Raw genomic sequence first — 23,405 nt, forward strand, 5'->3', positions numbered from 1 at the left:
GCGCAGTTCAGGCGGCGCCGTGCGGCCGGTGCCGCTCGAGGAACATGTAGACCTCGGTCGTGTCGACGCCCGGGAACGACCCGACGGGCAGCGCCGCGAGCATCGACGCGTGCGGTGCGGGCGCGGGCCACACCTGCCCCTCCCAACGGTCCGCGAGCACCCCGGCGGGACGTCGGCAGCACGACTCGTCGGGGCAGCGCGACACGTCACGGTGCGGCGTGTCCCGGCCCAGGAACCAGCGCACCTCCGCGAACGGGACGCCGACGCTCACGGAGAACTCGCCGTCAGCCGTGCGCTGCGTGCGCGTCGTGCACCAGAACGTGCCCGCCGGGGTGTCGGTGTACTGGGAGAACGGGCTGAGCCGGTCCTCGACGTCGAAGATCGTCCGGGCCGTCCAGTGCCGGCACACCGGCTGCCCCTCGACCGCCCCGAGCGGGTCGGCCGGGAACCGGACGCCGTCGTTCTCGTACGCCTTGTGGATGACCCCCGACTCGTGGACCTTCATGAAGTGGACGCGCAGCCCGAGGCGTGACGTCGCGAGGTTCGTGAAGCGGTGGGCCGCGGCCTCGTACGAGACGGCGAACGCGTCGCGCAGGTCCTCGATCGAGATCTCGCGCCGTGCCTTCTGCCCGGCGAGCAGCTCGCCCGCCGCGTCCTCGGGCATGAGGACGGCCGCCGACAGGTAGTTCGACTCGACGCGCTGGCGCAAGAACTCGGCGTAGTCCGCGGGTTCGGTGTGCCCCAGGACGTGGCTCGCGAGCGCCTGCAGCACGGCCGTGCGGGAGAACCCCGTGGCCCGCGACCCGCCCGGCAGGTACAGCCGGTGGTGGCGGCGGTCGATGACCGAGCGCGTCGTCTGCGGCAGGTCGCTCACGTAGTGCAGCGAGAAGCCGAGATGGGCGGCGATGTCGGACGCGACGCGCTGCGAGATCGGCCCGCCGGTGTGCCCGACCGCGTCGAGCAGCTCGCGCGCGGCCTGTTCGAGGTCCGGGAAGTAGTTGTCCTGCGCGCGCATCTGCGCCCGGAGCTCGGTGTTGGCCCGCCGCGCCTGCTCGGGCGTGGAGCGACGCTCACCGTGCAGCTCGACGATGGCGCGCTGCAGGCCGACGAGCGCCTCGAGCGCGTCCGTGGGCAGCGCCTTGCCCACCCGGACCGCTTTGATGCCCAGCGCGTCGAACAGGGGGCCGCGCTGCGCCCGTTCGAGCTCGATCTCGAGCGCGGCCCGGGGGCTCGGCGCCTCGGTCGAGAACAGGTCGTCCAGGCTCGCGCCGAGCGCCTTCGCGATCTGCTGGAGCTGCGAGAACTTCGGCTCGCGGCGGCCGTTCTCGATCATCGACACCTGCGAGGGGGCGCGGTCGATCGCGGCGGCGAGCTCCTCGAGCGTCATGCCCTGCCGGGTGCGCAGGTGCCGGACGCGGCGCCCGATCGTCAGCGCGTCGGGCTCTTCGTCGAACGTGCCGCCCGCGGGGACCGTCTGACCTGTCGAGGTAGCCATGACCCATGGTGACATCGCCACAGGGTTGCGCGGGACAGAAGAACCGAAGAACTTCTGCCGTTCTTCTGTCCCCGGACGGTTGCCGGCGGGTCGAAGGTCGTTCCACCGGGCCGTTCGGCAGAAGGTAGGCCGGACCCTCGGTAGCCGGTACATGCCGGTCCCGGGCGCCCCGCCCGGGCACAGCACGCAGAGGAGAGACGCCGTGAGCACCCCGACGATCGTGACCCGCCGCCCCGAGCCCCGTCCCGCCACCCGCCCCGGGGACCAGCGCGAGACCGCCGCCGACATCGAGCGCGCCTGGCGCCACGACCCCCGCTGGGCCGGCGTCGAGCGCACCTACTCGGCGCAGGACGTCGTCGACGTGCGAGGTCCGGTCCGCGAGGAGCGCACGCTCGCCCGCCGCGGCGCCGAGCGGCTCTGGGAGCTCCTGCACGCGTCCGAGCGGTCGGGCCGCAACGAATGGGTCGCCGCGCTCGGTGCGCTCACCGGCAACCAGGCCGTCCAGCAGGTGCGCGCCGGCCTGCAGGCCATCTACCTGTCCGGGTGGCAGGTGGCCGCCGACGCCAACCTGTCCGGGCAGACCTACCCCGACCAGTCCCTCTACCCGGCGAACTCCGTGCCCGCCGTGGTGCGGCGCATCAACAACGCGCTGCTGCGGGCCGCGCAGGTCGAGTCGACGGACGCGTCCGGCCCCGGCGTCGACCAGCCGAGCGACTGGCTCGCGCCGATCGTCGCGGACGCCGAGGCCGGGTTCGGCGGTCCGCTCAACGCCTACGAGCTGATGCACCAGATGATCGAAGCCGGCGCGGCGGGCGTGCACTGGGAGGACCAGCTCGCGTCCGAGAAGAAGTGCGGCCACCTCGGCGGCAAGGTGCTGATCCCGACCCAGCAGCACGTGCGGACGCTCAACGCGGCCCGGCTCGCGGCCGACGTCGCGGGGGTGCCGTCGATCATCGTGGCCCGCACCGACGCCCTCGCCGCCGACCTGCTGACGTCCGACGTCGACGAGCGCGACCAGGAGTTCTGCACCGGCGAGCGCACCGCCGAAGGGTTCTACCGGGTGCGGAACGGCATCGAGCCCGTCATCTCCCGCGGCCTCGCGTACGCGCCGTACGCCGACCTGCTCTGGGTCGAGTCCGGGGAGCCGGACCTGCAGCTCGCCCGCAAGTTCGCCGAGGCGGTCCACGAGCGGTACCCCGACAAGCTGCTCGCGTACAACTGCTCGCCGTCGTTCAACTGGAAGCGCCACCTGTCCGACGCGGAGATCGAGAGCTTCCAGCGCGAGCTGTCCGCCATGGGCTACAAGTTCCAGTTCATCACCCTCGCGGGCTTCCACGCCCTCAACCACTCCATGTTCCAGCTCGCGCGCGGCTACAAGGAGCGCGCCATGAGCGCCTACGTCGAGCTGCAGGAGGCCGAGCTCGCCTCCGAGGCCGACGGGTACACCGCCACCCGCCACCAGCGGGAGGTCGGCACCGGCTACTTCGACCGGGTCGCCACGGCCCTCAACCCGGACAGCGCCACCCTCGCGCTCGCCGGGTCCACCGAGACCGCCCAGTTCCACTGAGCCGAAGGACGAGACCATGACCACCCTGACCGACCACACCGACCACCGCTCGACGACACCGGGCGCCTGCCCCACCGAGGACCGGGGGGACGGGCCGACCGGCCGCGCCGACCGTCCCGGCACCGCCGGCGCGGGCAGGCTCACGATCTGCACCACGCGCGGCCTCCCCCACCGGTACGACGAGATCCTCACGCCCGAGGCGCTCGCGTTCGTCGCCGCGCTGCACGACGAGTTCCTGGCCCGCCGTCACGACCTGCTGCTCGAGCGGCAGCGGCGGCGCCGGCAGATCGCCGACGGCATCGACCCGGACTTCCGCCCCGAGACGCGCCCCGTGCGCGACGACCCGACCTGGCAGGTCGCCGGGCACCGCGGCGCACCGGGGCTCGAGGACCGGCGCGTCGAGATCACCGGCCCGACCGACCCGAAGATGACGATCAACGCCCTCAACTCCGGGGCGAGCTGCTGGCTCGCCGACGCCGAGGACGCGTCCTCCCCCACCTGGGGGAACGTCGTGGGCGGGCAGCTCGCGCTGCACGACGCGATCCGCGGCCGTCTCACCCACACCGCGCCGCCCGCGCCGGACGGGTCGTTCGGCAAGGTCTACCGCGTCACCGCGGGCGACGAGGGCCAGGACCTCACCGGCCTGCCGACGATCATCTTCCGGCCGCGCGGCTGGCACCTCACCGAGAAGCACCTCCGGTACACGGACCGGGCGGGGCGCCCGCAGCAGGCGTCCGCGGCGCTCGTCGACTTCGGGCTGTACTTCTTCCACAACGCGACCGAGCTCGTCGAGCGGGGACGCGGGCCGTACTTCTACCTGCCGAAGCTCGAGGGGTACCGCGAGGCGCGGCTGTGGAACGACGTGTTCGAGCGCGCCCAGGACTGGATCGGGATGCCGCACGGGACCGTCCGCGCGACCGTGCTGATCGAGACGCTGCCGGCCGCGTTCGAGATGGACGAGATCCTGCACGCGCTGCGCGACCACTGCGCGGGACTCAACGCCGGCCGCTGGGACTACCTGTTCTCCGTGATCAAGTGCTTCCGGACCCGTGGGCCGCGGTACGTGCTGCCCGACCGCGGACGGGTGTCCATGACGGTCCCGTTCCTGCGCGCGTACACCGAGCTGCTCGTGCAGACCTGCCACCGGCGGGGCGCGCACGCGATGGGCGGCATGAGCGCCTTCATCCCCGACCGCCGCAACCCCGAGGCGAACGCGCGGGCGTTCGCGCAGGTCTCCGCCGACAAGCGGCGCGAGGCCGGTGACGGGTTCGACGGGTCGTGGGTGGCGCACCCCGACCTCATCCCGGTGGCGATGGCCGAGTTCACGTCCGTGCTCGACGGACGACCGCACCAGCTCGACCGGCAGCGTCCCGACGTGCACGTCACCGCCGACGACCTGCTCGACGTGGCCTCGGCGCGACCCGCCGACGGGACGTCCGGGGTGACCGCCGCCGGGCTGCGCGCGAACGTGTCCGTGGGCGTCCGGTACGTCGAGTCGTGGCTGCGGGGCGTGGGCGCCGCGGCGATCGACCACCTCATGGAGGACGCTGCCACAGCCGAGATCTCCCGGTCGCAGGTGTGGCAGTGGGTGCACAACGGGACGTCGACCGAGACGGGGGTGCCGGTCACGCGCGAGCGGGTCGAGGCGATCCTCGCCGAGGTGGCCGACGACCTGCCCCGCCCCGAGGGCAACCGGGTCGACGACGCGGTGGCGCTGTTCCGGCACGTCGCGCTGGACGACGAGTACCCGACGTTCCTCACGATCCCCGCGTACGCGCAGTTCCTGGGCTGAGCGGTCCTTCCCCGGCCTCCTGGCCCACCGTTCGTCCGGGGGCGTCGTGCCGGGTGATCTCGTCCCCCGCAGCACCGTGCGAGGGATGAGATCACCCGGCACGTGGGCGGTGCACGGTCAGCAGGCCTCGAGGAACCAGCCCTGGTACCAGACGCCGTCCTCCTTGAACCAGCCCTTGTACCAGCACTGCTCCTTCTTCATGGCGACGACGGACCCGCCGCCGCCGTCGTGGTGCGCTCCGAGGACGCCGGAGCTCGCCGCCGCGCCCCCGGCGACGACGAGCGACGCGGCGAGCGCGCCGACGACCAGCCGGTGGCGCAGCGGTGAGCCGGTGCGAGCAGACGTGGTGTACATGTCGATCTCCCCCTTGCCGATCCTGAAACCTGGCCAGGGCGCGGTGGCGCGACCTGTGAGGGGAACGACCTGCCTGGGACGCCCGGTGATACGCAGCGCCCGGAGGTTCACCCGTCTTCAGGCGGCCCGGAGCGTCATCGCCTCCAGCTGCTCCATGACGAGCACGACGGCGGCGTCGCGGTCGTCGGGCGGGTAGTCGTACTTCGTCAGCAGACGCCGGATGGACGCACGGATCTTGGCCCGCACGTCGTCGCGAACGGTCCAGTCGGTCTTCGCGTCGCGGCGCGCGACCGCCACGAGGTCGCGCGCGATCTGTGCGAGCGTCGCGTCGGCGAGCGCCGACTCCCCCTCGGCGACCGCGTCGTACAGGGCGAGCTCGTCGGTCCCGAGCGGCGGATCGAAGCGGGCGCCGCGGGCCGCCTCGTCGCGAATGTCCCGGGCCATGTCGACGAGCGCGGCGATGACCTCCGCCGACGTGAGCTGCTGGTTCGTGTACCGGTTCATGAGCTCGGCGAGCCGTTGGGCGAACGCCCGCTGTCGGGAAAGGTTCCCACCGGCCTGCGCGCGGGCCCCTTCGAGCACGGCGGCGCGGAGGGCCTCGATCGCCAGCTGGGGGTTACGGACGGCCTGGGCGTGCGCGACGTATTCGGCGTCGAGCTCGGTGAGGCTCGGCACGGTGAGCCCGGCGGCGGCGTAGATGTCGACGACCCCGTCGGCGACGAGGGTGCTGCCGATGATCTGAGCGAGCAGCCGCTCGACGTCGTCGGGGATCGGTTCGCCGCGCGCCTGCCGTTCCTCGGCGTCGAGCTTTCCGGTCCACACGCGGACCTCTTCGAAGAAGCGGACGTCCGCCTCGACGTCGGGCAGGGAGCCGGCGCCGCCCGCGATCGCCCAGGCGCGTCCGAGCTTCGCAGCGAGCCTGCGGAACGCGTCCCCCCGGCTCTCGCTGCCGACGGTGCCGGCTGCGTCGACGGTCTCGAGCGGCGGCGTCGAGGGGCTGCGCAGCCACGACACGGTGTCGAGGACGGCGGTGGCGTACGCCTTCGCGTCCTGCCGGCGGAGCCGTCCGCGCCAGTCGAACGGCGCGAGCACGTCGCCCAGCGACCGCACGATCTCGCGCACGGCGTCGCGGGCCGCCTCGACGGGCCGGCCCACGGGCCGGGTCTCCTGGTCCGTCCGGGTGTACTCCTGGAGCGCGGCGGCGAGGTTCTCCGCCACGGGCGCGTAGGCGACGAGCAGGCCGGCGTTCTTGCCCCGGAACGTGCGGTTGACGCGCGCCAGCGTCTGCATGAGCAGGGCACCCCGCATCGGGCGGTCCAGGTAGAGCGTGTGGAGGGGCGGCGAGTCGTACCCGGTGAGCATCATCTCCTGGACGATCACGAGCTCGAGCTCGTCGTCGGGGTCCTTGAGACGTTGTTTGACGACGTGGTTCTCGGAGTCGCGCCGCACGTGCCGGGCCACCGGGTCCTTGTCGGCCGGGCCGCCCGAGTACACGACCTTGATGCGCCCCGCGTCGAGGGCGTCGGCGTGCCAGTCGGGACGCAGTGCGACGATCTCGTCGTAGAGGCGGGCGCAGATCTCGCGCGTCGCGCACACCACCATGGCCTTGCCAGGGGTCTGCGGCCGGTCCGGCGTGCCGAGGAGCTCGAACATCGGCGCCGTACACCGCGTTGAGGACGGCGACCGTCTTCTCGACGCGCGGTCTTCGAGCGGTGGCCGGACCGCCAGCACCGATCGGCACTGTGAGGCGCGCGCCGTCGACAGGGGACTACTCCCCATCGTGGACGGTCGCCCGGTTCAGATAGGGTCGCCGGCTATGGGGGCGCAGAGGGACAAGATGCTCGGATGTGGTGCGCGGTGACTCGTCCGTCTGACTGGTCGCCGGTGGGTCTGGATATCGATCCGACGCCGGGTGATCCGGTGCTGGTGCTGGCGGGGGGCCGGGACTACCTGGACGTCGCCAGCGCGATCGACGACGCAGCGTCGGCTCTGGACCGCCTGTCGGTCGACGGGACGGTCTCCCAAGCGGTGGATGCGGTGATGGACCGCAAAGAGGACGTCATCGCTGATATCCGCAAGGCGCACGGCCGGTACGAGGCCGCGGGGAACGCGTTGGTGTCGTATGCGGGGGTGCTGGACCGGGTCCAGTCCGACACCCTGGCGGCGTTGAACAAGGCCATCGGCGCCTTGGACGAGTCGGCGGACGCGACCGGGACGAAGTCACGCTGGCAGCAGCTCGCGGACGACGCCCAGGATCCGCACGAGAAGACGGTCTACCAGCACAAGGCCGACGCGGCGTCGGACCGGGTGTCCGCGGCGCACGGTGTGGTGAACGCGGCCAAGGGTGACATCGACACCGCGGTGGCGGACCGGGACCGGGCTGCGGACAACGCCATCTCCCAGATCGAGGAGATCACCAGTCACGACGACCTCAACGACTCCTGGTGGGACAACTGGGGGTCCAAGGTCGTCGCCGCGATCGCCGACATCGCCGACGTCATCTCGACCATCGCGGGGATCTTGGCGATCGTCGTCGCGTTCATCCCCGTCGTCGGCACAGCTCTCGCCGGCGTCCTCTTAGTCGTGGCCGCGGTAGCGGCCATCGTGTCCGCGTTAGCGAACATCGCCCTCGCCGCCACCGGGGAACGCTCCTGGACCGAGGCCGGGATCGCGATCGCCGGCGCCGCCCTGTCCGTCATCGGGCTCGGTGCGGCGGCGAAGGCCGCCACGGGCCTGTCGAAGGTCGCCCTCAAAGCCGGCGCGCGCGAATCGTTGGCCGGGCTCAAGGGGCTCGCGAAGGGCGGGATCAAGAACAGCATCAAGGGCTTCGGGAAGAAGGCCGCGTGCAAGGTCGGGTTCGGGACCTGCTTCACCGCCGGGACCCTCGTGCGCACCCCCGACGGCCACAAGCCGATCGAGAGCCTCCGCGCGGGCGACAAGGTGCTCACCCACGACCTCACCGCCGGGGTCGACGTCCTTGAGACCGTCGAAGAGACCTTCGTCCGCACCACCAGCACCCTCTACCACCTCACCATCGCCGGCCAACGGGTCACCACGACCGACGAACACCCCTTCATGGTCGCGGGGATGGGCTGGATCGCGGCCCGCGACCTGCGCCCCGGTGACCTGCTCGTCACCGGCACCCTCGACACCGGCGGACCCACCGGGACCGTCACCCTCGACGCCGTCGAGATCGAGCACAGCGACGAGACCGTCTACAACATCCACGTCCACACCCACCACACCTACTACGTCCTCGCCGGCCTTACGTCGGTCCTCGTCCACAACTCTGGGCCAGACTGCGGGGAACCGATCGGCGGCCGCTTTGGCGATGCGCTCGGATCCGAAGATTTCCACGGCAGCGATTACAGCCTCGATGAGATGGTGGGCTTCGTCAACGGACACACTGACGACGGCAACATCGCCCTTGGGCGACCGTCGCCACGCGACGTCGAGGAGACGCTCCGACGCGCCAGCCCCAAACTGTTGCCTGGGCAGAACTCGTCACGATTCGATTATGGCGACACACGGGTCATCATCAATTGGGACATGCCGTGGAAATCAACCGCATACCGACCAGACAGGCCCCCGAGATGAACAAGTCTCACGTTGACGACTGGTCATCGCGCCTGGTGCCCGATTCCGAGTTTGAGAGCCTCCGAGATGCAGTGGTGGCGACACCCGACGGCTCATCCTTGAAATTCGTCGACCTCGTCACTGCCTGGCGTGCGCACGTGAGAAGGATCGTTGAGGACCTGCCCCTGACCGAGGACGACCGGCACGCCTGGGGCGCCTACGACCTCGTCGCCGCGATGTCGCTCCGGAGCATGGTGGCGCGTGGCCTGCTTCAAGACCTCGCCGAAAAGTTCCCAGGGGCGTTCCGCGCTATCTCGGAAGCTGACTCGACGCTCCTGGATATCACCGAACACGACGAGCAAGGGATCGCCGTGCTGCTGGACGACACGGGCCCAAGGTCGGCCGACGAATGGTGGTGGTTCCGTATTCCGCGCTCAGGGCCGATTCGACAGGAGCTCGATAGGCTGGCCCCTTCCCTGTGACCGAATGGCGAGAACATCGTCGCCGGAGGTTGCGATCGCGCTGACTCAGAAGTGGTTTGGGCATGAGCCGTCCGCCTGTACGTTCACGACGGAGTGCCGATAGACAATGACTCGACCGTCTATTTGAGGACTCCCGGCAACGGCGCTTGACCCTGATCTTGGACACGCTGATTCCGGCACGGCGCTGGGGAAGCGAGAATCCAAGGGATGGCTAGGAAGAGTTACACGGACGATTTCCGGCAGCGGGCGGTGGACTTGTACGAGTCCACGCCGAGGGCGACGTTGAAAGGCATCGCTGCGGACCTCGGGATCTCCCGCGGTGCGCTGAAAGAGTGGGTCGACAAGCACGGCTCCGGGACGACGACCGCTGGCATGGCGTCGCCGCTCGCGGCGGGTCGGGCGGAGTCGCAGGCGGCGAAGGTCCTCCGGCTCGAGGCCGAGAACGCGAGGCTGGAAGCGGAGAAGCTGAAGCTCGAGACGGAGCGGGACATTCTCCGTCGGGCGGCGAAGTATTTCGCCGGGGAGACGAACTGGTGAACCGCTTCCAGTTCGTTGGGGACAAGGACAGGTACCGCGTGAAGCGGTTGTGTGAGGTCATCAAGATCGCGAGATCGTCGTTCTACGTCTGGCTGGACGCAGCCCCGCGGCGGGCGGCCAGAGCGCCGGACGACGCTCGGATACGCCCAGAGGATCCCTCCGCAGCGAGCCCCTTTTGATTCGCACGGCCAGGACGTGTTCTCGAACGGAAAGCGGTACATCACGCGCGACATCGACGGCCATAACACATCAAATTGCTGGAAGGTCTTCAACAAGCAAGGGGAAAGAATTGGAACCTTTGACTCCGAACTCAACTACATCAAGCACTGATCGCTTCGCGATCGAAGTCGCATCACTCGATCCACCCCCACGCATGCGTGACGCCGTCGGGGCAACGGGACGCATCACGATCGGAGACTTCAGCGAGATCTTCTTCATGGACCTCTCGTACTGGGGGGTCGACCAGTACGAACGCAGTTGGCGTTCCGCACTGCGGCATTTGCTGAGCGGAGATGGCAGCATCTCCTGCCTGGTGTCATCGATCACAGAGCCGTCGACCAGCAACTTTGTCTTCACGTGGCCCCTGTATCGTCTGACAGAGGACGTCGCGGTTCGAAACTCCATCTTGTTCCTCGATGAACTCGACTCGCCGTTCGACGCCGAACAACCGTGGAAATCCGTGCGACCTCGACGTGTCACCGACGAAGACGGAGACCGAATTTCGGAGTGGCGCGTGAGCATCGCAGCCATACGCGAATTCCTGGTTGGCCCACCCGCGAGCAGTGCGGAGTGAAGGGGGCTCCGCGTCCCCTCAGAGTCCGTGGGCCGCGAGTCCGTCGACGAGAGCCTGAGCATTCTTGAGCATCGCCCCCACGACAGCGGGGGACAGATACGTCGTCCCGTACTGACTGGATGCTTTGTCGGCGAGAACACGCCGGAGGTTCTTCGCGAGCTGCTCACCGAGCGGCCGGATCCCCGCGAGGACTCGCACGGCTTCGTCATGCGACTGCCCCTGTGGCGCCCCGCCGAGGGATACGCCGCACATGGCGTCAGAGGCTGCGATGGCCGCGAGGACTGCAACCCCTGCGGCCACCTGTCGATCCGCGGGCTCCTCGCCCATGACGAGCTGCGCGACCTCGAGGTACTTCCGCGCCATCTCGGCACGCATGCGAACGTCGGCCTTCGTCATGGCACGCATCCGCGGCGGAGGCTTCGGGTTCATGCGGCGAGCGCCGACCAGTCGATCGGCACACCGGTCAGGTACCGCAACCCGTCCTGGAACGACGCGACGATCGGGTCGTCCTGGCTCACGGCCTGCCGTAGGAGATCCAGGTCTGCCAGGTAGATCTGCGCGGGCTGGCCCGTCCAGGCGGCAACCCGAACCGACAGATCGCCGACCAACGAGTCGGCCTCCAACGACGTCCGGTCATCGACGACGACAAGGAGGTCGACATCGGACTCGAGGCTCGCCTCGCCGCGCGCCACCGACCCGAACAGGGCGATCGTCGGCGGGCTCGTCCTGTCGCTCGCGGTCCACTGCACCGCGAGCGCGTCGACACGCTCCCGCAACAGGGAGATCGCGTCCGGGCTGCGCAGTGCTGCGTCGAGCGCCGGGTAGGCGAGGTGCTCAGTGTTCATGCTGTACATGACGGCCGCGCCGGCCCGCTCACCGTGGACGATCCCGTGCAGGACAAGCTTGTGCAGGATCGTCCGCACGCTGCTGTACGCGCCAACCCCAGCGATCTCGTGGACCCGGCGGCCCGACAGCGGGCGCCCCGCGCGCCACAGAGTCCTGACCACCGGGGCTTCGAGCTGGCCCGCCCAGGCGCGTTCCGGGTACACCCAGTCCATCGCTTCATCCCCTCGCAAGAACTATCGGAAGACCGATACTATTATTGGTATTCCGATACTTCAAGACGCGTTAGAGGGCCGACGAACACCGGCCAGCGTGCGTCATCCACGAGAGCTCGGTGCGCCGTCAGGCGCGTGCCGGGAACGCCGAGCGCGACGCCACGACGCTGGCGACCGCACCCGCGACGATCACGACGCCCACCCACGGCAGCGCGCCCTCGCCGTGCGCGCCCAGCACCCACGACCCGAGCGCCGCTCCCCCGGCGATGCCGGCGTTCGACGTGGTGTTGACGAGCGCACCGGCGACGTCGGCGGTGGCACCGTGGGCGCGGATCGCCGCGGTCTGGAAGACCGTCGGCACCGGGCCACCGAACGCACCGCACCACACGGCCGCACCGGCGAGGACCACGCCGAGCGTGGGGTACCCGAGCCCGACGACGACCATGCCGACCGCGACCGAGCCCAGCACGGCGAGCGTCGCGGTGCGGGGGCTGCGGTCGAGGCGCGGTCCGGCGAGCCAGAGCCCGATCAGCCCCATCCCGGACAGCACGAACAGCACGGGCCCGACGGCGCCCGACGACAGCCCGGCGCCCAGCAGGACCACCGCGATGTACGTGTAGAGCGTGTAGTGGCCCAGGAAGGTCAGCGCGTTCGTGCCCACGACGACGCCCAGCCGCGTGCGCCGCGTCCGGAGCACGTCGTCACCCCGGGGCGCGGGGGCCGGGCCGACCGGAGGCAGCGTCGCGAGGACGAGCGCCGCGGTGAGCACGCACGCGACGGCGAGCACGGCGAACGACCAGCGCCACCCGGCCGCGTTCCCGAGCGACGTCACGAGCGGCACCCCGATCATGAAGCCGCCCGTGCCGCCGAGCGTGACGACGGTCATCGCGCGCCCCACGTGCAGGGGCCCGACGAGCCGCGCGGTGTACGCGATGCTCAGCGAGAAGAACAGCGCGTGCGACACCCCGCCGACGGCCCGCGCAGCGGCGAGCACCGCGAAGGTGGGGGCGAAGCACACGGCGACGTTGCTCACCGCGTACGCGAGCAGGGTCCCGAGCAGCAGCGGCCGCCGCGGCAGACGCCGCGTGCCGAGCGTGAGCGGCACCGCGAGGACGGCGACCACCCCGGCGTAGACCGTCACGAGCAGGCCGGTGGTCGACTCGTCGAGGCCCAAGGAGTCGCTGATGTCAGGCAGCAGGCCGATGGGGGCCATCTCGGTGGTGATCGCGACGAGGGTCGCGATCGCGAGGGCGACGAGCCCGAGCCACGCGTCGCGGACGGTGCGGTCGTCGGGCTCCGCGGGCTGGTCGATCACTCCCCCCACGCTACCGAGTCGGCGACCTGCCCCGCGTCGGCGGGGCCGTTCGTCAGTCCTCCCGCCCGTAGAGCACCCGGAGCTCGTGCTTGGCGTCCTCGAGGACCGCGCGCCGCCCGGCGGGGAGGTTGTCGCCGGCCCGGTTGACGTAGAACGTCAGCATCGACATCGCCGACGCGTACGGCGTGGTCTTGCGGCGGGTGCTCGCCTCGGCCGAGTCACGCAGGGACCGCGCGATGCGCGCGGGGTCGTCCCACGTGAACACGCCGTCGTCGAGGTCGAGCGCGTCGGAGTGCGCGGTGACGTCGCCCGACCACGTGTCCGCCTCGTCGCCCATGACTCCACCGTGCACCGTCGGCCGGTATGTCGCCCGTCGGACACGTCGTCCCGCATCGTGGGATCACACAGTCCACGGGATGGGAATCACCGCCCTGCGGGCCTAGGCTGGCACCATGCCTGCTGCCCTCGACACCACGTCCGCCAAGATCAACGAGTACGCGCACCCGGAGCGCCTCGTCTCGACCGCCTGGCTCGCCGAGCACCTCGACGACCCCGACCTCGTCGTCGTGGAGTCCGACGAGGACGTCCTGCTCTACGAGACCGGCCACGTCCCCGGTGCCGTCAAGATCGACTGGCACACCGACCTCAACGACCCCGACGTCCGCGAGTACATCAGCGGCGAGCAGTTCGCCCGCCTCCTCGGCTCGAAGGGCATCGGCCGCGACACGACCATCGTCGTGTACGGCGACAAGAACAACTGGTGGGCCGCGTACGCCGCGTGGGTCTTCACCATCTACGGCCACCAGGACGTCCGCCTCCTCGACGGCGGCCGCAACCTCTGGGTCGCCGAGGGCCGCGAGCTCACGACCGACGCGCCGGCGCCCGAGGCCGTCGACTACCCGATCGTCGAGCGTGACGACGTGACGTTCCGCGCCTTCAAGGAGGACGTCCTCGCGCACATCGGCAACGGTCCCCTCGTCGACATCCGCTCCCCGCAGGAGTACACCGGCGAGCGCCTGCACATCCCGGACTACCCGGAGGAGGGCGTCCTGCGCGGCGGCCACGTCCCGACGGCGCGCAACGTCCCGTGGGCGACCGCGGTCGCGGCCGACGGCACCTACAAGCCCCGCGCCGAGCTCGAGGCCATCTACCAGGAGGGCGGCCTCGGCCTCACCGAGTCCGACGCGGTCGTGACGTACTGCCGCATCGGCGAGCGCTCCAGCCACACGTGGTTCGCCCTGCACTTCCTGCTCGGTCTGCCCGACGTCCGCAACTACGACGGCTCGTGGACCGAGTGGGGCAACGCCGTGCGCGTCCCGATCGCCAAGGGCGAGGAGCCGGGCGAGGCCGCGGCCTGACGCCACCCCTCTCCCCAGAGCGCAGCAGGACGACGGCGCCGCCCATCCCTGGGCGGCGCCGTCGCTGCGTCCGCACGCTTCTCGGCACGTCTGCCGAGACGTCGGCACACGGAAGGGTCTCTGGTGGAAGGATGGGACCGTGACCGAGAGCCCCGCGACCGAGAACCTGCCCGACCTGCCTGAGGTCCTGGCCGAGATCCGCGACGACTTCCTCGCGCTCGGCGAGAAGGACCGTCTCCAGCTCCTCCTCGAGTTCTCCCGCGAGCTCCCCGAGCTGCCCGCACGGTACGAGAACGCCCCCGGGCTCCTGGAGCGCGTCGAGGAGTGCCAGTCGCCCGTCCGCGCGTTCGCCGAGGTCGACGACGCCGGCCTCGTGCACCTGTACGCGACGGCTCCCGCCGAGGCGCCGACCACCCGGGGCTTCGCGTCGATCCTCGCCCAGGGCCTCGACGGGCTGACGCCGCAGCAGGTGCTCGACGTGCCCGACGACTACCCCACCAGCCTCGGCCTGACCCACGCCGTCAGCCCGCTGCGCCTGCGCGGCATGTCCGGCATCCTCGGCCGCGCCAAGCGCCAGGTGCGCGAGCAGCTCGCCGGCGCCTGACGACTCCGCGAGGATCAGGGGACGGGCCGGTCGAGGTCGTCGGCCGGAGGGCCCGCGAGCGGCAGCGACACGACGAACCGGGGCGGGCGGACCTGCTCGAGCGTGACGTCGCCGCCGGCCAGCCGCGCGACCCGCCGGGCCAGCGGCAGCCCCAGCCCGGACCCCGACCCCGCCGCCTGCCATCCCGGCTCGAAGACGACCTCGAGATCCGCCGTCTCGACGCCGGTGCCGTCGTCCTCGACCACGACGCGCACCTGACGGCCGACGAGCTCGGTCCGGATGTCGACGCGCGAGGTCGCGTGCCGGACCGCGTTGGCGAGGACCGGGGCCAGGGCCTGCGCGGCCACCGCGCGCGGGGCGCCGACCTGCACCCCGTCGACCCCGTGGACGCGCACCAGCACGCCGGGACGTCCGCCGACCGTCGCGACCGCGCTCGACACGACGGCACGGACGTCGCTCACCGCGTCCCGCGCGTGCTCGCCGCGGCTGATCGCGAGCAGCGTCTCGACCACCCCGGTGAGCGAGTCGGTCGCGGCGACGATCGTCCGGAGCCGCAGCCCGGGCTCGCCGTCCGCGGGGACGTCCATCGCGACGAGCTCGGCCTCGGCCCGGATGACGGTCAACGGGGTGCGGATCTCGTGGGCGAGCTCGGCGGTGAGGCGTTGTTCAGACCGGATCGCCTGCGCAGCGCGCTCGAGCAGACCGTCGAGGACGGCGCCGAGCTCGGAGATCTCGTCGTGGACCGGGCCGAGCGCGAACCGGCGGTCGAGGTCTGCCGCGCTCCAGTCGGCGGCGTCGCGCGCCATGCCGGCGACGGGGGCCAGGGCACGCCGCGTCGTCCACGCGACCAGCGCCGCGATCGCCGCGACGACCACGAGGCCGACGAGCCCGGTGACGAGCGCGGCGAGGTGCTTGGTCGACTCGTACCCGCCGATGGGGAGCCCGACCACGACCACGTCACCCGTGGTGCCGGGCACGGGACGCGCCTGGAGCAGCCAGTCGTCACGCTCGACATCGACCCCGGCAGGACCTGCCGACACCTCGTGTGCGACCTGGTCGATCGCGCCGCCCGTGGGCCCCACGACGGCGGTGCCGTCGGGGGCGAACACCCACACCGTCGCGTCGCGCGCGCCCGACGTGTCGACGGCCACCGTGCCCCGGTCGTCGACGGTGAGGTCGTCGAGGACGGCGTCGACGCGGTCCTGCAGGGCGGACTGGGCGTTCGCCGCGACGGCCCGGTCGAGCACCAGCCAGACGGCGCCCACGAGCAGCCCGATCCCGGCGAGCGCGACGACCGCGGTCGACAGGACGATGCGCGCGCGCAGGCCCGTGGGCCACCGAGTCCTCATCGGAGCGTGTACCCGACGCCCCGGACGGTCTCGACCTCGACCTGCGCACCGACCCCCGCCAGCTTGACGCGGACGCGCCGGACGAACGAGTCCAACGTGTTGTCGGCGACCTGGGCACCGAGCGGCCACCCGGCGGCGACGAGCTCGTGGCGCCGCAGGACGTCACCGGGACGACCGGCGAGCGCGGCGAGGATCCGGAACTCGGTCGGGGTGAGACGTTCCTCGCGCTCCCCCCACGCCACCGCGTAGCGCGCGGGGTCGAGCCGGAGCCCTGTCGCGCCCGCGGCCGGCCTGCCGCGGTGGGCCAGGGCCGCGACGCGCACCTGCAGCTCGGCGAGCGCGAACGGCTTGGTCAGGTAGTCGTCGCCGCCCGCGCTGAACCCCGACACCACGTCCGTCAGGGCGTCGCGGGCCGTCAGGAACAGGACGGGGGCGTGCTGGCCGGCGGCACGCAACGCCTGGCACACGTCTCGCCCGTCGGCGTCGGGCAGGCCGATGTCGAGGACCAGCACCTCCACCCCGGAACGTGGCCCGAACGACCGGACGGCCTCGTCACCGCGGTGCGCGAGCCGCACGTCGTGGCCGGCGCGGGTGAGCGCCTCGCGGACCACCCCGCGGATCCGCGCGTCGTCCTCGCACACCCCGACCACGACCACGTTCGCATCGTAGGTCGACGTGGTCATGCGTGGTCGGTCGTGGCGACGGGCGCGCCGTCCGCCGCCGCATCGCGCGAGGTGCCGCGCACGGCGTCACGGGGAGCCTGCTCGACGTCACGCCGACTCACCGTGAGGTAGGCGACGAGGAGCGCGATGAGGACCAGGAACACGCCGCTCGTGACCGTGGTCCCGAGGCCCAGGCCGCCGTCGGCGCGGGGCTGGGACAGCAGGTCACCGATCGATGCGCCGAGCGGTCGGGTCAGGACGTATGCCGCCCAGAACGCCGCGACCGCACCCAGCACGTGCAGCCGGAAGCTGAGGGCGACGGCGGCGATCGCGCCGGCGAACAGCACCACGGACCAGAGGTAGCCGAGCCCGAGGCTCTCGGCGATCAGGTCGCCAGCCGCCGTGCCCAGCGCGAACGTGAACAGGATCGCCGTCCAGTAGAACGCCTCGCGGCGGGTCGTGACGATGCTGTGGATCGAGAGCGTGCGCTCCTGCAGGTACCAGATCATGAACGTCGCCGCGAGAGCGACGGCGAACACCACTGTCGTGACCCACAGAGGGACCCCGAGGTCATCCACGAGGTGGTCCGTGACCAGCGTCCCCACGACGCTGATCAGCACGACCGCGACCCAGTACACCGGTGCACGGTAGGCACGCAGACGGAGCTGGACGACGAGCACCGCCACGAGGACGGCGCCCACCAGCACCGCAGCGGCCACGAGGCTCAGGCCGAGCGTGCCGGTGAGCCAGTCGGCGAACGTCTCGCCGACCGTCGTGGCGAGCACCTTGATGATCCAGAAGAAGACCGTGACCTCGGGGACCTTGTTGATCAGGGCTCTGCCCGGGACGGCGCGGGTGTCGGAAGTCATGCACGGAGCCTGTCGGACCGTCCCTGACCACGACCTGACTGCACCGTGCGACCGGTCAGGTGCGCGTCAGGTCCGGCGGCCTAGCGTCGTCCGATGCTCCCCCGTCGTCCCGCGCTCCCCGCCCTGCTGACAGCACTCCCGTTCGTCGCGCTCCTCGTGGCGGTGCTCGCCGCCTCGAAGGGGCCCCTCGCCGTGGACCGCTGGTGGGTCGACGTCGTGGGTGCGCTCCGTACGCCCTGGCTCACGACGCTCATGAGCTGGGTCAGCGCGGCCGGCGGTGGGCTGTTCGGCGGTGTGGTCGTTCCCGCGCTCGTCGCCCTGGTGGTGTGGGGGGTCGCCTCGGCGCGCGCAGCGGCAGGGTTCGTCGCGGTCGAGCTGCTCTCGCTGGTCGCCGTGCAGGTCGTCAAGCACGCGGTCGCCCGTCCCCGACCACCGACCGCCACGGTCGCCGACCTGTTCTCGTCGTTCCCCTCCGGCCACACCGCGCACGCCGCGACGATGACCGCGCTCCTCGTGGTGCTGCTCCGACGCCGCTGGCTGGTCGTCCTCGCGGTGTCGTGGACCACCGTGATGGCGCTGAGCCGCACCTACCTGGGCGAGCACTGGCTCTCCGACACGGTGGCGGGCGCGTCGCTGGGCGTCGCCGTCGTGCTCGCGTGCGCGCCCGCGCTCACGACCTGGAGCGTCTGGCCCTTCCGTCCGGTGCGACGGCAGCCGCCACCGGGCGGTCCCGCCGGGTCGTCCCGATCGGCGACCCACGGCGCGACCTCGTGAGCGGCCTCCTCGACCCCGCCGTGCTCCTGACGCACGCCGGTGCCTGGGTCGCCCTGGTGATCGCCGTTCTGATCCTGGTCGAGACCGGCCTGCTGTTCCCGTTCCTCCCGGGGGACAGCCTGATCTTCACCGCAGCACTGCTCGGTCCCGTGATCGGGCTGCCTCTGTGGTGGTTGGTCGTCGTGGTGACCGCGGCGGCCGCCGCCGGCGACACCGTCGGCTACGCGATCGGTCGTCGGTGGGGCCGCGACCGGTTCCGGCCCGGCGCCAAGGTCCTGCGGCCCGAGCGGCTCGAGCGGGCGGACGCCCTGCTCGGCCGGTACGGCGGCCGCGCTGTCGTGCTGGCTCGGTTCGTCCCGTTCGCGCGGACGTTCGTCCCACCCGCCGTCGGGATGTCGTCGATGCCCTATCGGACCTTCCTGCGCTGGAACGTCCTCGGGGCCGCCGCATGGGCGACCGGGTGCGCGCTGGCCGGCCACTGGTTGGGGCACGTCCCGTTCGTGGCCGCGCACGTCGACCTCATCGCCACCGCGCCGGTCCTGCTCTCGGTGCTTCCCCTCGTCTGGCACGCCCGCCGGCGTGCCCGGAAGCGGCCGGCAGCGCCGACGGCCGACGTGGCCGACGTGGCCGACGCCTCGGCACGCACCTGATCAGGTTTCCGGCAGGTCCGCCGCGAGAGGGTCGGCGCATGGTCTCGGTGCACCCCTATGACGCTTCGGCACGATCCCCGCGCGCCCTGCGACGGGTCCCCGAGGTGACCCTCGCCTTCTGGGTCCTCAAGGCGCTGTCGACCGCGCTCGGCGAGTCGACGTCCGACTGGGCGGTGCAGACGCTCGGACCCGTACCGGCCGTGCTCGCCGGCTTCGTCGTGTTCGTGGTCGCGCTGGGCGTCCAGCTGCGCACGGGCCGGTACCGACCGGTCGTGTACTGGGCTGCCGTCGCCGCGGTCGGCGTGTTCGGGACCATGTGCGCGGACGTCGTGCACGTCGGCCTCGGCGTCCCGTACGCCGTGTCCTCGACCGCGTACCTCCTGGTGCTCGCAGGCGTCCTGGTGGCGTGGCACCGCGTCGAAGGAACGCTCGACGTGCACGACGTCACGACCCTGCGCCGGGAGCTGTTCTACTGGGCCACCGTCGTCGCGACGTTCGCGACCGGGACCGCGGTCGGCGACCTGGTCGCGTCGACCGGCGTCGGCTACGGCGGCGCGATCGTGCTGTTCGCCGTCCTGCTCGTCGTCCCGGCGATCGGGTACCGGTACCTGAGCTGGAACGCCGTCGCGGCGTTCTGGACGGCGTACGTCCTGACCCGTCCGCTCGGCGCCTCCGTGGCCGACTGGGCCGGGAAGCCGCGTCCCGACGGCGGCGTCGGGATCGGCCAGGGGCTCGTCACGCTGGTGCTGCTCGCCGCGATCGTCGTCGGCGTCGCGGTGCACGCGCGCCGGTCGCCCGAGACGCGCCCCGCGCCCCGCGTCGTGCGAACAGGGGTCGGCGCTCCGTAGGCTCGGCGCGTGCCCACCACGCCGAGCGTCGCCGTCGTCGTCGCGCTCGTCGTCCTGACCCTGCTCGCGGTCGGCGTCGCCGCAGCCGGACACCTGGGCACGGCCCGCCAGACGGCGACCGCCGCCGTGCGCGCCGTCGTGCAGCTCTGCGTGGTCGCCCTGGTGATCACGGCCGTGCTCGGCTCGCTGGCCTGGTCGTTGCTGTTCACGGCGGCGATGCTGGGCATCGCCGTCCACACCACGGCGCGCCGCGTCGGGGCGCCGCGCGCCTGGCCCTGGGCCGCGGTCGCGATGGCGAGCGGGATCGTCCCGGTGCTCCTCGTGATCTTCGGGACGGGTGCCGTCCCGCTCGACGGGCCGTCTCTCGTCCCGTTCGCGGGGATCGTGACCGGCGGGACGATGACCGCGCACTCGCTCATGGGCCGCCGGGTCTTCGCCGCCCTGCGCGACGAGCGCGGCGCCTACGAGGCCGCCCTGGCGCTCGGGCTGCTGCCGCGCGACGCCGTCGACGTCGTGGCCGCCGACGTCGTCCCCGAGGCGCTCGTGCCCGGCATGGACCAGACGCGCACGGTCGGGCTCGTGACCCTCCCCGGTGCGTTCGTCGGCGTGATCCTCGGCGGGGGGACGCCCGCCCAGGCGGCCGCGGCCCAGGTGCTCGTCCTCGTCGGGCTCCTCGCCGCGCAGTCGCTGACCGTCACCGTCGCGTTCCAGCTCGTGCGGCGAGGACGTCTGGTACCCGACGACCTGCGCTCGCTCGTGGGCAGGTCGTCGGGCGCCTGAGGCCCGTCACCCGAAGAGCGGCTCCGCCACGTAGTGCCCGGTCGCCGGTGCGGGCGGCACCGCGAACACCCCGGACCCGACGTGCGAGATGTACTCGTTGAGGCGGTCCGACCGGCCCAGCTTCGTCTGCATCGTCACGAACGCCGCGGGGTCGTTCATGTACGCGATGAAGAGCAGCCCGGCGTTGATCTGGCCGTACTCGTCCATGCCGTCGGTGAAGTTGTACGAGCGCCGCAGGATCTTCAGGCCGCCGTTGTTCTCGTGGGCGGCGAGCGCGACGTGCGAGGTCGCCGGGATCACGAGCTCGCCCGACGCGTCCTTGCGCGCGAAGTCCGGGGTGTCGAACTCCTGCGTCCCGGACAGCGGCGCACCCTCCTGCTTGGTGCGGCCGAAGACGGCGTGCTGGTCCCCGATCTGGTCGGCGTCCCAGTTCTCGATGTTCATCTGGATCTTGCGGGCCACCTGGTAGGTGCCGCCCTGCATCCACGCCTGGTCGGTGCCGTCGTGCCAGACGAACTGGTCGAGGTCCGCGTCGGTCTTGATGTTGCGGGTGCCGTCCTTGAAGCCCATGAGGTTGCGGGGGGTCGTCTGCCCCTTGCCGGCCGACGCGCGACCGAACCCCATGACGGTCCACCGGACGACCGCGGTCCCCCGTGCGAGCCGCGAGAGGTCCCGGATGGCGTGGTACGCGACCTGAGGGTCCTCGGCGCAGGCCTGGAGCGACAGGTCGCCGCCGGTCAGCTTCGGGTCGAGCCGGTCGCTCGGCAGCTCGGGGAGGTGGTCGAACCGCGCCGGGCGGTGGCGTGCGAGCCCGAAGCGGTCGTCGAACACGCCCGGACCCAACCCGAGGGTCACTGTCAGCGCGTTCGGCCCGAGGTCGGCCGCCTCACCCGTGTCGGTCGGCACTCCGGACGGGCGTGACGGCTCGACGGTGCCGAGGTTCCGCCCTGCCTGGAGCTGCGCGATCGACGCCGACCAGCGCGCCAGCAGGACCTGCAGGTCGCCGGCGTCGGTCGTCGTGAGGTCGTAGGACGCGAAGACGACGTACCGCTGCGGCGGGGTGGCGATGCCGCCCTGGTGGGTCTGGTCGTAGAACGGGACCGCGGTCTCGGACACGTCGGCCGGGGCGTCCTCGTCGGCGCGGGCGTGCGCGATCGCGGCGCCGCCCAGACCTCCGGCGAGCGCACCCGCCGCGAGGCCGGCGACGCCGCCGCCGAGGAACGAGCGGCGGCTCAGGCGCCGCCGCTCGTCCGGGTCCGCCGGGTCGTCCCGGCGGTCGCGCAGCGTGGTCACTGGGCGGTCGCCACCTTCTCGGCGATCTTCGACAGCGGCTCCTGCAGCGCCTGGACGGCCTGGCTGAGCTTCGCCGAGTCGGACGCCTTGAGCGCCGCCGTGTAGGTCGTGTAGCCGCCGACAGCGTCCGGGTCCTCGTAGCCGGCCAGGAGCGTCTTGACGTCGTCGAAGCGGGTGCTCACGGTGTCGGTCAGGTCGGGGTCGATCTTCTCGAGGCCCGGCTTGAGGTAGGCGAACGCCTGCTCGGCACCCTCGACGTTGCTGGCGAAGTCGACGAGGTCGATGTGCGAGTAGAGCTCCTCCTCGCCCTTGATCTTGTTGGCCTGGACCTCCTCGAGCAGGCCCGCGGCACCGTTGGCCAGGTCCTCGGGCTTGTAGGTCAGGCCCTTCGAGAGCTCGGCGAGCTTGCCGACGTTGGTGTCGAGCTCGGCCGCGAGCTTCTTCGTGCCGGTGGTGATCGCCTTCTTCTGGAACAGGTCGCGCTCGACGGCGTGGAACCCGTGCCACCCGACCGCGGGGTCGAGGTTCGAGGCGCGCATGTCGATGAGGTAGTCGAGGTTGCCGGAGTTGTCGGTCGGGTCGGTGCCGGGCAGCGTGAAGCCCTCGACGTCGGACTCGACCTTCTCGTAGAACGGGCGCGCCTGGCCGTAGGCCTGCTGCGCGGCGGCGACGTCGCCCGAGTCGACCGCGGTCTTGAGGGCGCCGACGGCGGTCACCATCCCGGCGACCTGCCCGTCCACGTAGTCGCCGTAGCCCTGGGTGCCGTCCTGGAGGAGGGCCTGCGTCGACCCGGTGGGGGTCGCCGCCTTGCCGGTCACGGTGAACGCGACCGTGTCGTTCTGCGCCCCCGGGCAGTACACCTGGTACTGGCCGCCGCCGAGCGTGACCGTGAAGCTGACGGGTGCCAGGCCCGGCGCCAGGTTCTCCTTCTCGCCGACGATCCGGTCGTCGCTGAGCAGCTCGAACTCGGAGATCGCGGCCGAGTCCTTGTTCGTCACCGTGAAGGTCACCGGACCCGCAGGGACCGACGCCGTCGACAGGTCGCACGCGTCCGAGCCGGACGCCGACGTCAGGGTGACGTCGACCTTCGAGACACCGCCGCTCGCGGCCGGTGCCGGGTCGCCGGACGACGAGTCGGACGAGCAGGCGGCGAGCGACGCCACGAGGACGCCGGCCAGGCCGACGGCGCCGAGCGTCGTGCGGGCGCGACGGGAGGGGTGGTGTGTCATGCGTGTGTGCTCCTGGATCG

Annotated in this window: 25 protein-coding genes; 13 read left to right on the forward strand and 12 right to left on the reverse strand. The window is 71.7% G+C overall.

Annotation, left to right across the window (positions count from 1 at the left end; genetic code table 11):
* Positions 1-7 precede the first annotated feature (7 nt).
* On the reverse strand, positions 8-1,495 hold the full coding sequence (locus tag CLV34_RS02615; protein ID WP_245858920.1) for an XRE family transcriptional regulator: 1,488 nt from the start codon (positions 1,493-1,495) through the stop codon (positions 8-10).
* 202 nt (positions 1,496-1,697) lie between these two features.
* On the opposite strand from CLV34_RS02615, the gene aceA reads away from it, so the two are divergent.
* Positions 1,698-3,062, forward strand: coding sequence for an isocitrate lyase (aceA, locus tag CLV34_RS02620; RefSeq protein ID WP_425436164.1), 1,365 nt, complete (start codon positions 1,698-1,700; stop codon positions 3,060-3,062).
* A gap of 16 nt (positions 3,063-3,078) precedes the next feature.
* On the forward strand, positions 3,079-4,854 hold the full coding sequence (aceB, locus tag CLV34_RS02625) for a malate synthase A (RefSeq protein ID WP_100348671.1): 1,776 nt from the start codon (positions 3,079-3,081) through the stop codon (positions 4,852-4,854).
* Between the two features lie 117 nt (positions 4,855-4,971).
* Here aceB and CLV34_RS02630 read toward each other — a convergent pair whose 3' ends face one another.
* Complete coding sequence (locus tag CLV34_RS02630) at positions 4,972-5,208, reverse strand: hypothetical protein (RefSeq protein ID WP_100348672.1); 237 nt, start codon at positions 5,206-5,208, stop codon at positions 4,972-4,974.
* Positions 5,209-5,325: 117 nt separating this feature from the next.
* Positions 5,326-6,861 carry a type I restriction enzyme endonuclease domain-containing protein gene (locus CLV34_RS02635; RefSeq protein WP_100348673.1) on the reverse strand — a complete coding sequence of 512 codons (1,536 nt, stop codon included), beginning with the start codon at positions 6,859-6,861 and terminating at the stop codon, positions 5,326-5,328.
* A 231-nt stretch (positions 6,862-7,092) separates the two neighbouring features.
* Between CLV34_RS02635 and CLV34_RS02640 the strand changes: the two genes are divergently transcribed.
* The 5 genes from CLV34_RS02640 (at position 7,093) to CLV34_RS02660 (ending at position 10,596) form a co-directional block, all read left to right on the forward strand.
* Positions 7,093-8,805, forward strand: coding sequence for a polymorphic toxin-type HINT domain-containing protein (locus CLV34_RS02640; protein WP_157803670.1), 1,713 nt, complete (start codon positions 7,093-7,095; stop codon positions 8,803-8,805).
* On the forward strand, positions 8,763-9,266 hold the full coding sequence (locus CLV34_RS02645; RefSeq protein ID WP_157803671.1) for a hypothetical protein: 504 nt from the start codon (positions 8,763-8,765) through the stop codon (positions 9,264-9,266). Before CLV34_RS02640 ends, CLV34_RS02645 begins: the two co-directional genes overlap by 43 nt.
* 207 nt (positions 9,267-9,473) lie before the next feature.
* A complete protein-coding gene (locus CLV34_RS02650; protein ID WP_100348676.1) occupies positions 9,474-9,803 on the forward strand; it encodes a transposase in 330 nt (109 codons plus the stop codon).
* Between the two features lie 51 nt (positions 9,804-9,854).
* The gene (locus CLV34_RS17315; RefSeq protein WP_100348677.1) at positions 9,855-10,133 is read left to right on the forward strand and encodes a toxin C-terminal domain-containing protein; all 279 of its coding nucleotides are present in this window, start codon (positions 9,855-9,857) and stop codon (positions 10,131-10,133) included.
* Between the two features lie 43 nt (positions 10,134-10,176).
* Positions 10,177-10,596 (forward strand): hypothetical protein, encoded by a 420-nt coding sequence (locus tag CLV34_RS02660; protein WP_211289327.1) that lies wholly within the window; start codon positions 10,177-10,179, stop codon positions 10,594-10,596.
* Between the two features lie 18 nt (positions 10,597-10,614).
* Here the strand turns inward: CLV34_RS02660 and CLV34_RS02665 are convergent, their stop codons facing one another.
* The 4 genes from CLV34_RS02665 to CLV34_RS02680 form a co-directional block, all read right to left on the reverse strand.
* Entirely contained in the window at positions 10,615-10,992 is a 378-nt protein-coding gene (locus tag CLV34_RS02665) for a hypothetical protein (protein WP_100348678.1), read from the reverse strand.
* Positions 10,993-11,021: 29 nt separating this feature from the next.
* The gene (locus tag CLV34_RS02670; RefSeq protein WP_100348679.1) at positions 11,022-11,654 is read right to left on the reverse strand and encodes a nucleotidyltransferase domain-containing protein; all 633 of its coding nucleotides are present in this window, start codon (positions 11,652-11,654) and stop codon (positions 11,022-11,024) included.
* A 127-nt stretch (positions 11,655-11,781) separates the two neighbouring features.
* Positions 11,782-12,969, reverse strand: a complete 1,188-nt coding sequence (locus CLV34_RS02675) for an MFS transporter (protein ID WP_245858921.1) — start codon at positions 12,967-12,969, stop codon at positions 11,782-11,784.
* Positions 12,970-13,021: 52 nt separating this feature from the next.
* Positions 13,022-13,306, reverse strand: a complete 285-nt coding sequence (locus CLV34_RS02680) for a DUF3175 domain-containing protein (RefSeq protein WP_100348680.1) — start codon at positions 13,304-13,306, stop codon at positions 13,022-13,024.
* Between the two features lie 115 nt (positions 13,307-13,421).
* Between CLV34_RS02680 and CLV34_RS02685 the strand changes: the two genes are divergently transcribed.
* The gene (locus tag CLV34_RS02685; RefSeq protein WP_100348681.1) at positions 13,422-14,327 is read left to right on the forward strand and encodes a sulfurtransferase; all 906 of its coding nucleotides are present in this window, start codon (positions 13,422-13,424) and stop codon (positions 14,325-14,327) included.
* A gap of 139 nt (positions 14,328-14,466) precedes the next feature.
* A complete protein-coding gene (locus CLV34_RS02690; RefSeq protein ID WP_211289328.1) occupies positions 14,467-14,931 on the forward strand; it encodes a SufE family protein in 465 nt (154 codons plus the stop codon).
* 14 nt (positions 14,932-14,945) lie between these two features.
* Here CLV34_RS02690 and CLV34_RS02695 read toward each other — a convergent pair whose 3' ends face one another.
* From CLV34_RS02695 to CLV34_RS02705, 3 genes are read right to left on the reverse strand one after another with little or no spacing between them, the layout of a single operon-like run.
* Positions 14,946-16,280, reverse strand: coding sequence for a sensor histidine kinase (locus CLV34_RS02695; RefSeq protein ID WP_100348682.1), 1,335 nt, complete (start codon positions 16,278-16,280; stop codon positions 14,946-14,948).
* Entirely contained in the window at positions 16,277-16,963 is a 687-nt protein-coding gene (locus tag CLV34_RS02700) for a response regulator transcription factor (RefSeq protein WP_211289329.1), read from the reverse strand. Before CLV34_RS02700 ends, CLV34_RS02695 begins: the two co-directional genes overlap by 4 nt.
* Entirely contained in the window at positions 16,960-17,811 is an 852-nt protein-coding gene (locus CLV34_RS02705) for a COG4705 family protein (RefSeq protein ID WP_100348683.1), read from the reverse strand. Before CLV34_RS02705 ends, CLV34_RS02700 begins: the two co-directional genes overlap by 4 nt.
* Positions 17,812-17,904: 93 nt before the next feature.
* Between CLV34_RS02705 and CLV34_RS02710 the strand changes: the two genes are divergently transcribed.
* The 4 genes from CLV34_RS02710 (at position 17,905) to CLV34_RS02725 (ending at position 20,863) form a co-directional block, all read left to right on the forward strand.
* On the forward strand, positions 17,905-18,585 hold the full coding sequence (locus CLV34_RS02710) for a phosphatase PAP2 family protein (RefSeq protein WP_100348684.1): 681 nt from the start codon (positions 17,905-17,907) through the stop codon (positions 18,583-18,585).
* Positions 18,582-19,235: a DedA family protein gene (locus CLV34_RS02715; RefSeq protein ID WP_245858923.1), complete on the forward strand. Its 654-nt coding sequence runs from the start codon at positions 18,582-18,584 to the stop codon at positions 19,233-19,235. The genes CLV34_RS02710 and CLV34_RS02715 overlap by 4 nt, the downstream gene beginning before the upstream one ends.
* Positions 19,236-19,339: 104 nt before the next feature.
* Positions 19,340-20,083 (forward strand): COG4705 family protein, encoded by a 744-nt coding sequence (locus CLV34_RS02720; RefSeq protein WP_245858925.1) that lies wholly within the window; start codon positions 19,340-19,342, stop codon positions 20,081-20,083.
* Between the two features lie 9 nt (positions 20,084-20,092).
* Positions 20,093-20,863, forward strand: coding sequence for an ABC transporter permease (locus tag CLV34_RS02725; protein WP_100348686.1), 771 nt, complete (start codon positions 20,093-20,095; stop codon positions 20,861-20,863).
* 6 nt (positions 20,864-20,869) lie between these two features.
* Here CLV34_RS02725 and efeB read toward each other — a convergent pair whose 3' ends face one another.
* Positions 20,870-22,156: an iron uptake transporter deferrochelatase/peroxidase subunit gene (efeB, locus tag CLV34_RS02730; protein ID WP_245858927.1), complete on the reverse strand. Its 1,287-nt coding sequence runs from the start codon at positions 22,154-22,156 to the stop codon at positions 20,870-20,872.
* Positions 22,153-23,385 (reverse strand): iron uptake system protein EfeO, encoded by a 1,233-nt coding sequence (gene efeO / locus CLV34_RS02735; protein WP_100349179.1) that lies wholly within the window; start codon positions 23,383-23,385, stop codon positions 22,153-22,155. Before efeO ends, efeB begins: the two co-directional genes overlap by 4 nt.
* Positions 23,386-23,405 lie beyond the last annotated feature (20 nt).

Source organism: Luteimicrobium subarcticum, assembly GCF_002798015.1.
In the GTDB taxonomy this organism is placed as follows: domain Bacteria; phylum Actinomycetota; class Actinomycetes; order Actinomycetales; family Cellulomonadaceae; genus Luteimicrobium; species Luteimicrobium subarcticum.

Bases quoted from the DNA above. Each gene is read 5' to 3' on its own strand.
- CLV34_RS02650 (WP_100348676.1), top strand. From the start codon at position 9,474: ATGGCTAGGAAGAGTTACACGGACGATTTCCGGCAGCGGGCGGTGGAC.
- CLV34_RS02630 (WP_100348672.1), bottom strand. From the start codon at position 5,208: ATGTACACCACGTCTGCTCGCACCGGCTCACCGCTGCGCCACCGGCTG.
- efeO (WP_100349179.1), bottom strand. From the start codon at position 23,385: ATGACACACCACCCCTCCCGTCGCGCCCGCACGACGCTCGGCGCCGTC.
- CLV34_RS02700 (WP_211289329.1), bottom strand. From the start codon at position 16,963: ATGACCACGTCGACCTACGATGCGAACGTGGTCGTGGTCGGGGTGTGC.
- CLV34_RS02695 (WP_100348682.1), bottom strand. From the start codon at position 16,280: ATGAGGACTCGGTGGCCCACGGGCCTGCGCGCGCGCATCGTCCTGTCG.
- CLV34_RS02685 (WP_100348681.1), top strand. From the start codon at position 13,422: ATGCCTGCTGCCCTCGACACCACGTCCGCCAAGATCAACGAGTACGCG.
- CLV34_RS02670 (WP_100348679.1), bottom strand. From the start codon at position 11,654: ATGGACTGGGTGTACCCGGAACGCGCCTGGGCGGGCCAGCTCGAAGCC.
- CLV34_RS02660 (WP_211289327.1), top strand. From the start codon at position 10,177: ATGCGTGACGCCGTCGGGGCAACGGGACGCATCACGATCGGAGACTTC.
- CLV34_RS02635 (WP_100348673.1), bottom strand. From the start codon at position 6,861: ATGTTCGAGCTCCTCGGCACGCCGGACCGGCCGCAGACCCCTGGCAAG.
- CLV34_RS02665 (WP_100348678.1), bottom strand. From the start codon at position 10,992: ATGACGAAGGCCGACGTTCGCATGCGTGCCGAGATGGCGCGGAAGTAC.
- aceB (WP_100348671.1), top strand. From the start codon at position 3,079: ATGACCACCCTGACCGACCACACCGACCACCGCTCGACGACACCGGGC.
- CLV34_RS02615 (WP_245858920.1), bottom strand. From the start codon at position 1,495: ATGGCTACCTCGACAGGTCAGACGGTCCCCGCGGGCGGCACGTTCGAC.
- CLV34_RS02705 (WP_100348683.1), bottom strand. From the start codon at position 17,811: ATGACTTCCGACACCCGCGCCGTCCCGGGCAGAGCCCTGATCAACAAG.
- CLV34_RS02680 (WP_100348680.1), bottom strand. From the start codon at position 13,306: ATGGGCGACGAGGCGGACACGTGGTCGGGCGACGTCACCGCGCACTCC.
- CLV34_RS02710 (WP_100348684.1), top strand. From the start codon at position 17,905: ATGCTCCCCCGTCGTCCCGCGCTCCCCGCCCTGCTGACAGCACTCCCG.